This is a genomic window from Streptomyces sp. NPDC101118 (genome assembly GCF_044759445.1).
Taxonomy (GTDB): domain Bacteria; phylum Actinomycetota; class Actinomycetes; order Streptomycetales; family Streptomycetaceae; genus Streptomyces.
In genome coordinates, this window is the sequence record NZ_JBIVZG010000019.1 from 23,662 (window position 1) to 38,597 (window position 14,936).

Consider the following 14,936-nt stretch of genomic DNA (forward strand, 5'->3'; position numbering starts at 1 on the left):
CCGTCGGGCCCGTCCCCGGTCGGAGCCGCCCTCGACGACGGGATGGGTAACGCCCATGAAGAAGTTCCGATCCGTATCCGCCCTCCTGGCCGTGACCACCGGCAGTGCCCTGCTCCTGACCGGCTGCGGGCAGAACAGCGAGGGCGGCAGCCGGGAGTCCAAGGACAAGAAGGACCTCACCATCGGCATCGCCATGCCCACCAAGTCCTCCGAGAGGTGGATCGCCGACGGCCGGAACATGACCGCGAGCCTGGAGAAGGCCGGCTTCTCCACGACCCTGCAGTACGGCGAGGACGACCCCGACCAGCAGGTCGCCCAGATCGAGAACATGATCACCCAGGGCGTCGACGCCCTGGTCGTGGCCGCGATCAACGGCGAGGCGTTGTCCAACGTTCTCCAGCAGGCGGCGGACGCCCACATCCCGGTGATCTCCTACGACCGGCTGATCCTGGGCTCCCCGCACGTCGACTACTACGCCTCCTTCGACAACGAGAAGGTCGGCGAGCTCCAGGCCGCGTACATCGTCGACAAGCTGGGACTGAAGGGCGGCTCGAAGAAGGGGCCCTTCAACATCGAGCTGTTCGCCGGGTCCAACGACGACAACAACACCAGGTACTTCTTCAACGGCGCCATGAAGGTGCTCAAGCCCTATCTCGACAAGAAGCAGCTGGTCGTGCGCTCCCAGCAGACCCAGCTCAACCAGGTCACCACGTTGCGCTGGGACGGCGGGACGGCGCAGAAGCGCATGGACGACCTGCTGACCTCCTCGTACTCCACGGCCCGGGTCGACGCCGTGCTGTCCCCCTATGACGGCATCTCCATCGGCATCCTGTCCGCCCTGAAGTCCGACGACTACGGGAGCGCCGCCAAGCCCCTGCCGGTCGTCACCGGCCAGGACGCGGAGGTCGCCTCCGTGAAGTCGATCATCGCGGGCCAGCAGACGCAGACCGTCTACAAGGACACGCGCGCGCTCGCGCAGGTCGCCTCTGAGATGGTGGCCGCCGTCCTGGCCGGCAAGAAGCCCGCGATCAACGACGACACCACCTACGACAACGGAAAGAAGGTGGTCCCGGCCTTCCTGCTCGACCCGGTCAGCGTCGACAAGTCGAACTACCGGAAGGTCCTGGTCGACTCCGGCTACATCGACGCCGGCGCCCTGCGGTGACCCCCGCCGCGCCCCATACCCCCGGCCTCCCCGCTTCGTCCCCGGCCGGCCCCGTCCTCGAGGCCGGCCCCGTCCTGGAGATGCGGTCCATCGGCAAGACCTTCCCCGGAGTCAGGGCACTCTCCGAGGTGACCCTGTCCGTGGAGCGCGGCGAGGTGCACGCCCTGTGCGGAGAGAACGGTGCCGGGAAGTCGACCCTCATGAAGGTCCTGTCCGGCGTCCACCCGCACGGGACCTACGAGGGCGAGATCCTCTTCGACGGCGAGCCGTGCCGCTTCAAGGACATCAGGGCCAGCGAGCAGCACGGCATCGTCATCATCCACCAGGAGCTCGCGCTCGTCCCCCACTTGTCGATCGCCGAGAACCTGTTCCTCGGCAACGAACCGTCCCGGCACGGGATCATCGACTGGCACGAGGCACTGCGCCGTGCGTCCGAACTGCTCGGGCGGGTCGGGCTCGACGAACACCCCGAGACCCGGGTCGCCGACATCGGTGTCGGCAAGCAGCAGCTCGTGGAAATCGCGAAGGCGCTGGCGAAGGACGTCCGCCTGCTGATCCTCGACGAGCCGACCGCGGCGCTCAACGACGAGGACAGTGCCAAGCTGCTGCGGCTGATGCGGGAGCTGAAGAGCCAGGGCATCACCTCGATCCTCATCTCGCACAAGCTGAACGAGATCGCCCGGATCGCCGACTCCGTCACCGTCCTGCGTGACGGGCGCACCATCGAGACCCTCGACGTCACGGACCCGGCCACCACCGAAGAGCGCATCATCCGCGGCATGGTGGGACGGGACCTCGACAGCCGCTTCCCCGACCGCACGCCGTACGAAGGCCCGGCCGGCACCGAGTCCGTCCTGGAGATCCGGGACTGGACCGTGCGTCACCCGCTCGACCGCGGCCGCAGGGTGGTCGACGGGGTCTCGCTCCAGCTCCACCGCGGGGAGATCGTCGGGATCGCGGGACTCATGGGGGCCGGCCGGACCGAACTCGCCATGAGCGTCTTCGGCCGCTCGTACGGCCACTACGAGCGCGGCACGGTACTCAAGGACGGCCGCGAGGTGCGGACACGTACCGTCCCCGAGGCGGTCTCCCACGGCATCGCGTACGTCACCGAGGACCGCAAGCACTACGGGCTCGACCTCGGCGACTCCGTGAGCCGGAACATCTCCCTCGCCTCCCTCGGCGCGCTCGCCCGCCGCGGAATCGTGGACGGTCACGAGGAACGCAAGGTGGCCGAACGGTTCCGGCGGATCATGAACATCAAGGCTCCGAACGTCCTCGAACCGGTCGGCCGCCTTTCCGGCGGCAACCAGCAGAAGGTCGTCCTCAGCAAGTGGATCCTCGCCGGACCGGACGTCCTCATCCTCGACGAACCCACCCGCGGAGTCGACGTCGGGGCCAAATACGAGATCTACACCGTGATCGACCGGCTCGCCGCCGAGGGCAGGGCCATCCTCCTCATCTCCTCCGAACTGCCCGAACTGCTCGGCATGTGCGACCGCATCTACACCATGGCCGCCGGACGGCTGACCGGCGAGGTCACCCGTGAAGGCGCCACCCAGGAGGTGCTGATGCGGCACATGACCCAGGACACCCCCGCGCCTCCCGCGGTCACCGCAGACTCCGCCTCCAGCGAAGGACACCAGGCATGAGCACCGAAGTCGGTACGACGACGACCGCCCCGGCGCCACCGGGCAGCGCATCCCCCTCCAGCGGGACACCGGTGGTCCGGGTACTCCTGGACGGCGTCCGGCGGAACATGCGCCAGTACGGGATGCTCTTCGCCCTCGGCCTGATCGTGCTCCTGTTCCAGATCTGGACGGGCGGCGACCTCCTGCTGCCGCGCAACGTCTCCAACCTGGTGCTGCAGAACAGCTACATCCTCATCCTGGCCATCGGCATGATGATCGTCATCGTCTCCGGGCACATCGACCTGTCGGTCGGCTCCCTGATGGCCTTGGTCGGCGGCATCGGAGCGGTGCTCATGGTCGAGCACCAGGTCTCCTGGCCCGTCGCGGTGCTCCTCACCCTGCTGCTCGGCGCGGTCGCCGGCGCGCTCCAGGGATTCTTCATCGCGTACGTCGGCATACCGTCGTTCATCGTGACCCTGGCCGGCATGCTGCTGTTCCGCGGGCTCACGGAGATCTTCCTCAAGGGCCAGACGCTCGGCCCCTTCCCGGACGGACTGCAGAAGATCGCCAACGGCTTCCTGCCGGAGGCGGGGCCGCAGACCGACTACCACAACCCGACCCTGCTCCTCGGCGTGGGACTGATCGCCTACGTGGTCTTCCAGGAGGTGCGGGACCGTCGCCGTCAGCGGGAGTTCGCCCTGGAGACGCTCCCGGCCGGCCTGTTCGCCCTCAAGGTGACGGCTCTGGTCGCCGCGGTCCTGGTCACCACGCTGCTGCTCGCCAGTTACAAGGGCGCCCCCGTGGTCCTCCTGATCCTCGCGGTGCTGCTGGTGGCCTTCGGATACGTGATGCGCAACGCGGTGATCGGCCGCCACGTGTACGCCATCGGGGGGAACCTGCCCGCGGCGAAGCTGTCCGGGGTCAAGGACAGGAAGGTGACCTTCACGGTGTTCCTCAACATGGGAATGCTCGCGGCGCTCGCCGGGCTCGTCTTCGCGGCGCGCTTCAACGCGGCCTCACCCAAGGCGGGCGTGAACTTCGAACTGGAGGCCATCGCCGCCGCGTTCATCGGCGGGGCGTCGATGAGCGGTGGCGTCGGAACCGTTCTGGGGGCGATCATCGGCGGCCTGGTCCTCGGCGTGCTCAACAACGGCATGAACCTCGTCGGGGTGGGCACCGACTGGCAGCAGGTCATCAAGGGCCTGGTGCTCCTCGCGGCGGTCGGCTTCGACGTGTGGAACAAGCGAAGGGCGGGCGCCTGACACCGCTCCGGACACGGCTGTGCCCGCCGGCCTCCGTCGGCGGGCACAGCCGTGTCGGCGTGTTCGTACGCAGGCGGGCTCGGCCGGAGGTCATGCCGCCCGGCGGGATCCGCCGAAGAGCCGTTGGAGGAGGATGAAGACGAACAGCAGGCCGCCGATGACGATGCGCGTCCACCATGAGCTGAGCGTGCCCTGGAAGTTGATGACGGTCTGGATCAGACCGAGGGCCGTCACGCCCAGTGCGGTCCCCAGGACGAAACCGGAGCCCCCGGTCAGCACTGTCCCTCCGATGACTGCGGCCGCGATGGCGTCGAGTTCCATGCCGCCGGCGTGCAGGGCGTAGCCGGACAGCATGTAGAGCGTCAGCAGCAGACCGCCGAGGGCGGAGCACAGGCCGCTCACGGCGTACACCGCGACCTTGGTGCGGCCCACGGGGAGGCCCATGAAGCGGGCCGAGGACTCGTTGCCGCCCAGGGCGTAGACGGTGCGGCCGAAGCGGGTGTGGTGGAGGACGACGAAGGCGAGCGCCAGCACGGCCAGGGCGATGACCACGGCGGGTGAGACGAACAGGCCGCCGGGCAGGAGCACTCGCGTCTGGGCGATCCGCGTGGTCGTCGGGTCGGTGAGGGAGATGGACTCGGTGCTGATCGTGTAGCAGAGGCCGCGGGCGAGGAACATGCCCGCCAGGGTGACGATGAAGGGCTGGATCTCGAAGGTGTGGATCACCCAGCCCATGAGGGCGCCTCCGGCTGCTCCGACCAGCAGGACCAGTGGCACCGCCAGGGCGAGCGGGAGGCCGTTCCGTTCGACGAGCCAGGCCGTCAGCATGGTCGACAGGGCCACCACGGAGCCGACCGACAGGTCGATTCCGCCGGTGAGGATGACGAACGTCATGCCGATCGCGACGACGAGCAGGAAGCTGTTGTCGATGAGGACGTTGAGCAGGACCTGCGCGGAGAAGAAGCCCTCGTACCGCAGGGAGCCGACCGAGAACATGGCGATGAGCAGGGTGGCCGTCACCATGAGCGGCACGTGGGCGGCATGCCGTACCGGGAACCGCCGGAGCGGACTGGTGAGGGAGCTGACGATGGTGCTCACGGGTGGACCTCCTGCTGGCGGGATCCCACGTCACCGGCCGCGGGACCCGGGGGCGGGGCGGCCGCTCGGTGACGGTGCGAGAGTCGCGCGCGGAACGCGGGCGACTGGACGAGACATACGACGATGACGACCAGGGCCTTGAAGACGAGAGTGGTCTCCGGCGGTACCCCGAGGGTGTAGATCGTGGTCGAGAGGGTCTGGATGATCAGCGCGCCGAGCACCGTACCGCCGAGGGAGAAGCGGCCGCCCGTCAACGCGGTGCCGCCGATGACGACGGCGAGGATCGCGTCCAGCTCGATCCAGAGGCCCGCGTTGTTCCCGTCGGCGCTGGACACGTTCGAACTGATCATCAGGCCGGCCACCGCGGCGCACACGGCGCTGACGACGTAGACCACGACCAGGAGCCCGGTCGCCCGGATGCCGACGAGCCGGCTCGCGACCGGGTTGCCTCCCACCGATTCGAGGAGCATGCCGAGCGCGGTCCGCCGGGTGACGAGGGAGGTGACGGCGACGGCGGCCGCGGACAGCAGGACGGCGAAGGGGAGGGTGAGCCAGTACCCGCCGCCGATCATCTTGTAGGCGCTGCTGGACACGCTGATGATCTGGCCGTCGGTGATCAGCTGGGCCACGCCCCGCCCCGCCACCATGAGGACCAGTGTGGCGACGAAGGGCTGGACGCCCAGCCGGGCCACGAGGAAACCGTTCAGCAGCCCGATCACGGCGGCGACGCCGAGCGCCACGGTGATCGCCGACGTCACGGTGGCCGGGCTGCCGGGGTCTTGCGCGGTGGCGATGTGCTCGCACGCGAGCGCGCCGGCGATGGCCACCGTCGAGCCGACCGAGAGGTCGATGCCCCGCGTCGCGATGACCAGTGTCATGCCGAGCGACACCAGGACCAGCGGGGCGCCGAACTGGAGTATGTCGATCAGGCTGCCGTACAGGTGTCCGTTCTGGACGCGGACGGCGAAGAAGTCGTGGGTGAGTGCGACGTTGCCCAGCAGCAGGGCCGCCAGGACGGTGGCGGGCCAGAAGAGGCGGTGTTCGGTGAGCTGCCGGGCGCCGGACGCCGGGGCCGGACGTCCCCCGGCGCCGGTGTCGTCGAGTGGTGTCATGAGGTGGCTCCGGTGGCGATGGTGCCCAGGATCCGGTCGGGCGTCAGGGTCGGGTCGTTGGGGAGGGTGGCGACGATCCGGTGATCGCGCAGGACTGCCACGCGGTGGCTCAGCCGCAGCACTTCCTCGAGCTCGGCGGAGATGAAGAGAACCGCGGTGCCTGCCGTGGCCAGCCGGGCGACCAGTTTCTGGATCTCCGTCTTGGCGCCGATGTCGATGCCCCGGGTGGGTTCGTCCAGGATCAGCAGCTCGGGGTCGGTGAGCAGCCACCGCGCGAGCAGCACCTTCTGCTGGTTGCCTCCGCTGAGGTTGCGGACCTGCGCCTCGGGGTCGGCCGGGCGGATGTCGAGGACCTCGGTCCACCGGGCGGCGATCTCGTCCTGCCGGGTGCGGGAGAGTGGTCTGGCCCAGCCGCGTGCCGCCTGGAGGGCGAGCACGATGTTCTCGCGGACCGTGAGTTCGCCGATCAGGCCCTCCGCCTTGCGGTTCTCCGAGCAGAAGGCGATCTTGTGGGCGATCGCGGCGCGCGGCGAGCGCAGGGCGGCACGCTCGCCGTCGATCCGGAGCTCTCCTCCGTCGGCGTGGTCGGCTCCGAAGAGCAGCCGGGCGGCCTCGGTGCGTCCGGAGCCGAGGAGCCCCGCCAGGCCGATGACCTCGCCGCGGCGGATGTCCAGGTCGTACGGCTGGATGGAGCCGGCCCGGGCGAGTCCGCGGGCGCTCAGGAAGGGGGCGTCCGCGGACTCGGGGACGGCGGCGGCGCCGGTGTGGGAGGTCTCGGCCAGTTCGTCCAGGGTGCTCAGTTCGCCGCCGACCATGCGATGGACGAGGGTGACGGGCGTCAGCTCGTCGATCCGGTACTCGCCTTCGAGGCGGCCGTTGCGCAGGACGGTCACCCGGTCGCACAGGTCGAAGACCTGGTCGAGGAAGTGGGTGACGAAGAGGATCGCGACGCCCCGGTCCCGGAGGCGGCGCACCAGGGTGAACAGTTGGGCCACTTCGTCCCGGTCGAGGCTGGAGGTGGGCTCGTCGAGGACGAGGACCTTCGCCTTGACGTCCACGGCACGTACGATCGCGACCAGTTGCTGGACCGCGAGGGAGTACGCGCTCAGCGGCATGCGGACGTCGAGGTCGAGTTCCAGCTCGGTGATGAGCCGTGCCGCCCGCTGGTGGAGGGCCGACCAGTGGACCAGCCCGAGGCGTCTGGGCTCACGGCCGATGAGGACGTTCTCGGCGACCGAGAGGTTGGGGCACAGGTTCACCTCCTGGTAGACCGTGCTGATTCCGGCGTGTTGTGCGTCCAGTGGTTCGGCGAACCGCCGGGGGCCGCCGTCGAGGGAGATCGTTCCCGCGTCGGGCGGGTGGACTCCGGTGAGCACCTTGATGAGAGTGGACTTGCCGGCGCCGTTCTCGCCCATGAGCGCATGGACTTCGCCCGGGAAGAGGCGCAGGTCCACGCCGTCGAGGGCGACGACGCCGGGGAACGCCTTGCGGATGCCGCGGGCCTCCAGGACCGGCCGGTCGGTGCGGTGGGGTGTGCGAGGGGTGGGTGGGGCTGCCATCCGCCCTCCTCTCCTGAGGGACCGGGGCGGCGTGCGGGCCGCTCCCGGTCTGGTGGGCGGAAGGTCAGTACTGCCGGCCCGGCAGGGCGGCCGCGGCCTGGTCCTGGGTGAAGACGCCCTCCTTGACCTCGACCCGCTGCGGAACGCTCTCCCCCGCCGCGACCTTCCTGGCGAGTTCCATCAGCTGGTCGCCGAGGAGCGGGTTGCACTCGACCACCACGTTGATCTTCTTCTCCTGCATGGCGACGAAGGCGTCCTTGATGCCGTCGACGGAGATCACCTTGATGTCGAAGCCCGGCTTCCTGCCCGCCTCCTCGATGGCCTGGATGGCGCCGAGGGCCATGTCGTCGTTGTGGGCGTACAGGACGTCGATGTCCTTGTGGGACTTGAGGAAGGCCTGCATGACCTCCTTGCCCTTGGCTCGGGTGAAGTCCCCGGTCTGGGAGGCGACGACCTTGAACTTGGGGTCGCCCTTGATGGCGTCGGCGAAGCCCGCCTTGCGGTCGTTCGCGGGTGCGGAGCCGGTGGTGCCCTGGAGCTCGACGAGGTTCACCGGCGCGGAGGTGCCCTCGTACTCCTTCACGAGCCACTTGCCGGCCTCCTGGCCCTCCTTGACGAAGTCGGAGCCGAGGAAGGTGCGGTAGAGGGAGGTGTCCTGCGAGTCGACGGCGCGGTCGGTGAGGATGACCGGGATGCCGGCGTTCTTGGCCTCCTTCAGGACGGTGTCCCAGCCGGACTCCACCACCGGCGAGAAGGCGATGACGTCCACCTTCTGCTGGATGAAGGTGCGGATCGCCTTGATCTGGTTCTCCTGCTTCTGCTGCGCGTCGGAGAACTTCAGCGTGATGCCGGCCTTTTCGGCCGCCTCGCGAACGGACTTGGTGTTGGCGGTGCGCCAGCCGCTCTCGGCCCCCACCTGGGCGAACCCGAGCACCAGCTTGCCGTCGGAGGAGCCCTTGCCGGTGCCGCCGGTGGTGCCGGTGTCCGCGGGCTCGGTGGTGCAGGCGGTCAGCACACCGCCGACCAGGGCGGCGACGGCGATGATGCGGAGGGCTCTGTGGGCCATGTCGTGGTTCCTCTCGGGACGTACGTCGTACCAGGCGGTGCTCTGAAGGAGGCGGGCCCGGTGAAGGCGTGGCTGCGCAGGGGTGGTCGTACCGGCGGGGAACGGAGTGAAGCGTGGGCCCCGATGACCGGTAAGCCGGCGAACGCGAGACATTGTGAGCGCTAACAGACTTGTAACTCAAGGGCTCTTACCGCTGTTACTCGTTCTTGATGCAGAGGAGCGAGTCCGCGGCGACGTACCGGAAGGCCGCCAAGTCGAGGGAAGTCGACGACCATCACGGGACCTCGGCCCTGCCACGGGCCACGCGACTCCGGCGACCCCAGGGGCCCCACCGCCGCACACGGATCCGACGCGATACCCCCACAGGGAGCATCGACTACCAGCAGTTGTGAGCGTTAACATGAAGGAGGGCCCCGAGACGCAAGGCCGGCCGCGGGACGGGCTGCCGTCAGGCGCTGGCGCGGGTGACCAGACGCGTGGGGAGGATCAGCGGGGTGGGTGCCTGCCCGTTGACGAGAGCGACGAGCATGCGCGCCATCTCACGGCCGAGACCCTCCACGGGCTGGTGCACCGTGGTCAGCGGCGGGTCGGCCATCCGGGCCACGGCCAGGTCGTCGAAGCCGATCACGGCGACGTCGTCGGGGACGCGTCGACCTGCGTCACGCAGCGCACGCAGCGCTCCCACCCCCATGTTGTCGCTGGCGGCGAACACCCCGTCCAGGTCCGGGTGCCGCGCCAACAGCGCGGCCATGGCGGCCGCTCCGCTCGCCTCGGTGAAGTCACCGGCCTCCGGTGGGTACGGTTCGAGCCCCGCCGCCAGCATGGCGTCCCGGTAGCCGCGGTGACGAGCGCGCCCCACCGCGGTATCCGGCCGCCCGCAGATCGTCGCCACCCTGGTCCGGCCGAGCGAGATCAGGTACTCGGTCGCCGCGCGCGCGCCTCCGAGGTTGTCGACGTCGACGTACCATCGCGGGTCCAGACCGACCGGGCGCCCGCCGAGCACCACGGGAATCTCAGCGTCTTCCGCCATCCGGGCCAGCGGATCGTCCTCGCGCAGCGCCATCAGCATCACCCCGTCGGCCCCCTTGGACCGGAGAAGCCGTGCCACGCGCCCCCGCCCCCGGTCGGAAGCGGCCAGACACAGCATCAGGTGCAGGTCGGCGTCTTCCAGTGCGGCCGAGGCACCCACGATCACCTGGGCGAAGAACGGGTCCGCGAAGATCGCCGGGTCCTCTCCCGAGATCACCAGGGCGGCCGCCCCGGTCTGACGGGTCGCCAGCGCGCGAGCGGTCGGATGGGGAACGTAACCGAGGCGGTCGACTGCCCGTTCGACCGCCTCCCGTTTGGCGCGGCTGACGTGCGGGGCGTTGTTGAGCACGCGGGAGGCCACCGACCTTGAGACTCCGGCGAGTTCGGCCACCTCGTCAAGCGTCGACTGCCGTCGCGGCACACCTTCGGCCATGATCCGCCTTCCCTTCGCGGCCTGCCCGCCCGGAAGACTGGAAGCGCTTCCAGTTCCAGCACTGTAAAGCCTTCTTGCCGTCGCGTGAAGTGCCGTTTGAAACGCGCCCACTTGACAGGCTCAACAGGGCGTCACACGATACCGGCCGCACCTCAGGCCAGGAAGCAACCTACTGGTACCGCTTCCAGTGGGAGCGCTTCCACCATGCAGGGTTCCGTACCACCGCACTTCCTCAGTGCGCCGCCCGCGCTCGGGACGAGAGCGTGCGGCGCGTCCGCCCGTCAGGAATCGAGGTACCGCCATGCGCCACCGAATCCGCGCCCTCACGGCAGCCTTCCTCGCCCTCCCGCTGGCCCTGGCCGTCGCGCCGTCCGCCCAGGCGGCCGATCCGACCACCATGACCAGCGGGTTCTACGTGGACCCGAACTCCAGCGCGAAGCAGTGGGTCGCCGCCAACCCGGGTGACGGCCGGACGCCCGCCATCAGCGCGTCCCTCGCCGACACCCCCATGGCCCGCTGGTTCGGCTCCTGGAGCGGCACGATCGGCACCGCGACGGGCGCGTACGTCGGCGCCGCGGACCAGCACGACAAGCTGCCCGTCCTGGTCGCGTACAACATCTACCTCCGCGACTCGTGCGGCGGGCACTCCGGCGGCGGAGCCTCATCGGCTTCCGCCTACGCGACCTGGATCGCGCAGTTCGCCGGCGGGATCGCCCACCGCCCGGCCGTCGTCGTCCTCGAACCCGACTCCCTCGCGGACTACGGCTGCCTGAACCAGGCGCAGATCCGCGAGCGCCAGGGCATGATCAGCGGAGCTCTGGCGGAGTTCAACCGCCAGGCGCCCAACACCTGGGTCTACCTCGACGCCGGCAACCCCGGCTGGGTGAGCGCGGCGACGATGGCCCAGCGCCTGCACGGGGCCGGGCTCCGACAGGCACACGGCTTCTCCCTCAACATCTCGAACCACTTCACCACCGCCCAGAACACGTCCTACGGCAACGCCGTCAACAGCGAACTGGCCGCCCGCTACGGCTACACCAAGCCGTTCGTCGTCGACACCAGCCGCAACGGCAACGGCGCCAACGGCGAGTGGTGCAACGCGGCCGGCCGCCGCATCGGCACGCCCACCCGGCTGGGCGGCGGCGCCGAGATGCTGCTGTGGATCAAGGCCCCCGGCGAGTCCGACGGCAACTGCGGCGTGGGGACCGGCTCCACGGCCGGCCAGTTCCTCCCCGAGGTCGCCTACAAGATGATCTACGGCTACTGACCTCCGGCTCCTTCCTGCGGCCCGGACCCCGCCGCCCCCGGACCGGGCCGCAGGCCCCACCGCCCCTCCTCCCCCCTTCCCCTTCTCCCCCTCCGACCAGGAGCCCTCATGAAGCCACGCAGCCTCCGGCGCCGTGCGGCCGCCGCCCTCGCGGCGCTCGCGGCCTGTGCCGCCCTCACCGCGACGCAGGGACAGGCGCAGGCCGCGCCCGCCGCGGACCCGCTCACCCCGGCCACGAAGTTCTACGTGGAACCGCGCAGCAAGGCCGCCGCGCAGGCGCTCACCGACCTCGGGAACGGCGACTTCACGAACGCCGTGAACATGGCCAGGCTCGCGAGCTGGCCGCAGGCCGAGTGGTTCACCGAGGGCACGCCCGACGAGGTCCGGGCCAAGGCGAGAAGCCTCGTCCGCGCAGCCGGGGTGGTGAACCGGACCCCCGTCCTGGTCGCCTACAACGTGCCGGGCCGGGACTGCACCCAGTACTCCGGCGGCGGCGCCGCGACCTCCGCCGCCTACCGGCAGTGGATCGACGCCTTCGCCACCGGCATCGGCGACGGCAAGGCCGTCGTCGTGGTCGAGCCCGACGGCCTGGCCCTCCTCCCCAGTGACTGCGGTCCGGGCGCGGACCCGACCGGCGAACTCACCGCGGCCCGCGTCGCCGACGTCGCGTACGCGGTCAGGACCATCAAGGCCAGGGCCCGCACCGCGGTCTACCTCGACGCGGGCAACGTCCTGTGGCGGCCCGTCGGCGAGATGGCGCGGCGCCTGCTCGACTCCGGCATCCAGAGCAGCGACGGCTTCGCCCTCAACGTGTCCAACACCCACCCCACCGACCACAACGCGCGCTACGGCACCTGGGTGGCGAAGTGCATGTGGTTCGCCACCGAGGGACCCGAGCACGCCCGCGGACGCACCGACTGGTGCGCCACCCAGTACTACTCGCCCGCCGCGCCCAACGACGGCGTCCCGGGCAACGCGGTCGACTCCGCCGACCCCGCCACCTGGCGCTGGACCGACGCCTGGTTCGACCGGACCGTGGGCACCCCGCCGGACGACGCGCTGCACCACTTCGCCATCGACACCAGCCGCAACGGCCTGGGCGCCTGGACCCCGGAGCCCGGCAAGTACACGGGCGACCCGGAGATCTGGTGCAACGCGCCCGGCCGCGGCCTCGGCCCGCGCCCGACCGCCGACACCGGCGTACCGCTCGTCGACGCCTACCTGTGGATCAAGATCCCGGGCGAGTCCGACGGCAGCTGCACCCGCAACACCGGCGGCACGATCGACCCCGAGTACGGCATCGTCGACCCGCCGGCCGGCACCTGGTGGCCGGCCCAGGCCCACACCCTGGCCCGCAACGCGGCCCCCCGACTGACCTTCAACCGCTGACTGCGCTCGCGAGCTCGCGGAGCTCGGCCGCGGTCCGTTCCTTTCCGCCGAGGAACAGGAACAGACGCAGGCCCATGGACGACGGCGTCTATCGCCTGAAGCAGGCGAAAGGGGAAATCCGTGCTCCTGGTTGACTGATTCTCCGCTGGCCGCATGCAGATCCGCGCTGTTGGATGGGGTCGCACCCTGGCAACGCGAGCGGAGAGAGCCTTGACGATGACCGGGCACGGGAAGCCGGGCTGGTCGCCACCGGCCATGCATCCTCCGCGAGCATTCCCTCTGGGACTCAAGACAGTTGCACAGTAAGTCGATTCACTCACCACCGGCGGAATCACGAAGCTGCCGCAGAACGCACTGCTGCGGCTCCTCCCCGCCCACTTCCTGCACTGCGTCTTCCTCTCTTCGGTATCGCATCGGACGGCGGGCAATAGGCGCACACGACGGGAACTCGTACCCCTGGCCTCCGCCATCGGAATCACCACACCGGCCTTCCCGTGCCGGGACGGTCTCGTACGGAACAGCCCCCGTCTCGCACAGCTGGAGGCCCCGATGGAACCCTCCGCCCCACTCCCACCAGGAAGAAGGATCATGATGCACACCGTGATTTCGGCGGGGCGGATGGTAGCCACCCCCGGCGGGAAGGTGGTCCTCGACGGGGCCGTGCACGTCGGGCGTGGCGTGATCGTGGCCGCCGGTCCGCGCAAGGAAGTCGAGGCGCGGGTCGAACCCGCAGTTCCCCGCTTCCACTTCCCTGACGGCACATTGCTGCCCGGACTGATCGACGCCCACGTCCACCTCGCGCTCGACGCCGGTTCCGATCCCGTGGAGACCCTGCGCACCGCTTCCGACGCCGAGCTCCACGCGGGAATGGCGACGCGCGCGGAGCAGCTCCTCGCCACAGGGGTGACGACCGTACGCGATCTCGGCGACCGAGGAGGGCTGGCCGTCCGCCTGCGGAACGAGATCGCGGCAGGCCGGCTGCCCGGCCCGCGCATCCTCGCCGCCGGAACGCCGCTGACCGCACCCGGCGGCCACTGCTGGTTCCTCGGCGGGGAGGTCGAAGGCGAAGCCGCGATCCGCGCCGCGGTACGCCGCAATGCGGCAAGCGGTGTCGACCTCATCAAGGTGATGGCCACCGGAGGCGGCATCACCAAGGGCGGACCGCCCGTCTGGCAGGCCCAGTTCACTCCGCACGAGATGAGCGTCGTCGTGGAGGAGGCCCGCAGGGCCGGGCTTCCGGTGGCCGCGCACGCGCACGGTACGGAGGGCATCGCGGCCGCCGTGGCAGCCGGAGTCGACAGCATCGAGCACTGCACATGGATGGCACCGGACGGCTTCGACGTACGCAAGGATCTGGTGGCCGCCATGGCCGGCCAGGGCATCGCGGTCTGCCCCGCGGCCAGTCCCGACTGGCGGGGCTTCGCCGAGCGCTTCGGTCCGGAACGGGCCGAGGAGATGTTCGAGCGGATCCGGTGGATGGCGGAGAACGGCGTACCGCTCCTGCCCGGAACCGACGCCGGCGTTCCCCGCGCGGTCTTCGACGGCTTCGTCTCCAGCCTGGAGTTCTTCGAACACATCGGAATGACACCGGCCGAGATCATCGATCTGGCCACGGCAGGAGCGGCCACGGCCCTGGGCATCGCCCACCAAACCGGCCGCCTCACCCCCGGCCACCACGCCGACCTCCTCGTCGTCGAGGGCGACCCACTGACCGACCTGAGCGCCCTGCGCAGGGTCCGCCTGGTCCTGGCCCAGGGCCGGCCGTTCGGCACCGGCGCTGCGCCTTCTCCCTCGTCCGCTGTCCGGGGCCGGTAGGAGTACGCCTCCGACCATGCCTCAGGGCGTCGGCGCGGGTCACGGCGGCAGCCGACCGACCGGGCCCCCGCGGTCAGCTACTCGTGCCCCTCCCGCTCTCGTTGGAGCGC

At 70.1% G+C, this 14,936-nt stretch carries 11 protein-coding genes; 6 read left to right on the forward strand and 5 right to left on the reverse strand.

Annotated features, from left to right (window positions below; all coding sequences use genetic code 11):
* The first annotated feature begins 55 nt into the window (after window positions 1–55).
* Genes chvE through mmsB form a run of 3 tightly spaced genes read left to right on the forward strand, consistent with a single transcriptional unit; the run spans window position 56 to window position 4,058 of the window.
* Entirely contained in the window at window positions 56–1,165 is a 1,110-nt protein-coding gene (gene chvE / locus ACIQUQ_RS26665; protein ID WP_403980546.1) for a multiple monosaccharide ABC transporter substrate-binding protein, read from the forward strand.
* Window positions 1,162–2,817: a multiple monosaccharide ABC transporter ATP-binding protein gene (gene mmsA, locus ACIQUQ_RS26670; protein ID WP_403980549.1), complete on the forward strand. Its 1,656-nt coding sequence runs from the start codon at window positions 1,162–1,164 to the stop codon at window positions 2,815–2,817. Before chvE ends, mmsA begins: the two co-directional genes overlap by 4 nt.
* The gene (mmsB, locus tag ACIQUQ_RS26675) at window positions 2,814–4,058 is read left to right on the forward strand and encodes a multiple monosaccharide ABC transporter permease (protein WP_403980552.1); all 1,245 of its coding nucleotides are present in this window, start codon (window positions 2,814–2,816) and stop codon (window positions 4,056–4,058) included. Before mmsA ends, mmsB begins: the two co-directional genes overlap by 4 nt.
* 90 nt (window positions 4,059–4,148) lie before the next feature.
* On the opposite strand, the gene yjfF is transcribed toward mmsB, so the two are convergent.
* The 5 genes from yjfF to ACIQUQ_RS26700 all read right to left on the reverse strand — a co-directional run bounded on the left by yjfF (window position 4,149) and on the right by ACIQUQ_RS26700 (window position 10,355).
* Entirely contained in the window at window positions 4,149–5,147 is a 999-nt protein-coding gene (yjfF, locus tag ACIQUQ_RS26680; RefSeq protein ID WP_403980784.1) for a galactofuranose ABC transporter, permease protein YjfF, read from the reverse strand.
* A 5-nt stretch (window positions 5,148–5,152) separates the two neighbouring features.
* A complete protein-coding gene (locus tag ACIQUQ_RS26685) occupies window positions 5,153–6,268 on the reverse strand; it encodes an ABC transporter permease (RefSeq protein ID WP_403980555.1) in 1,116 nt (371 codons plus the stop codon).
* Window positions 6,265–7,827 (reverse strand): sugar ABC transporter ATP-binding protein, encoded by a 1,563-nt coding sequence (locus ACIQUQ_RS26690; RefSeq protein ID WP_403980558.1) that lies wholly within the window; start codon window positions 7,825–7,827, stop codon window positions 6,265–6,267. Before ACIQUQ_RS26690 ends, ACIQUQ_RS26685 begins: the two co-directional genes overlap by 4 nt.
* A 64-nt stretch (window positions 7,828–7,891) precedes the next feature.
* Window positions 7,892–8,893, reverse strand: coding sequence for an ABC transporter substrate-binding protein (locus ACIQUQ_RS26695; RefSeq protein WP_403980561.1), 1,002 nt, complete (start codon window positions 8,891–8,893; stop codon window positions 7,892–7,894).
* A 448-nt stretch (window positions 8,894–9,341) separates the two neighbouring features.
* Window positions 9,342–10,355: a LacI family DNA-binding transcriptional regulator gene (locus ACIQUQ_RS26700; RefSeq protein ID WP_403980564.1), complete on the reverse strand. Its 1,014-nt coding sequence runs from the start codon at window positions 10,353–10,355 to the stop codon at window positions 9,342–9,344.
* 301 nt (window positions 10,356–10,656) lie between these two features.
* Here ACIQUQ_RS26700 and ACIQUQ_RS26705 point away from each other — a divergent pair, with 301 nt between their 5' ends.
* The 3 genes from ACIQUQ_RS26705 (at window position 10,657) to ACIQUQ_RS26715 (ending at window position 14,826) form a co-directional block, all read left to right on the forward strand.
* Window positions 10,657–11,622: a glycoside hydrolase family 6 protein gene (locus tag ACIQUQ_RS26705; protein ID WP_403980567.1), complete on the forward strand. Its 966-nt coding sequence runs from the start codon at window positions 10,657–10,659 to the stop codon at window positions 11,620–11,622.
* A 108-nt stretch (window positions 11,623–11,730) separates the two neighbouring features.
* Window positions 11,731–13,011 (forward strand): glycoside hydrolase family 6 protein, encoded by a 1,281-nt coding sequence (locus tag ACIQUQ_RS26710; RefSeq protein WP_403980570.1) that lies wholly within the window; start codon window positions 11,731–11,733, stop codon window positions 13,009–13,011.
* A gap of 588 nt (window positions 13,012–13,599) precedes the next feature.
* Window positions 13,600–14,826 carry an amidohydrolase family protein gene (locus ACIQUQ_RS26715; RefSeq protein ID WP_403980573.1) on the forward strand — a complete coding sequence of 409 codons (1,227 nt, stop codon included), beginning with the start codon at window positions 13,600–13,602 and terminating at the stop codon, window positions 14,824–14,826.
* Window positions 14,827–14,936: the final 110 nt, after the last annotated feature.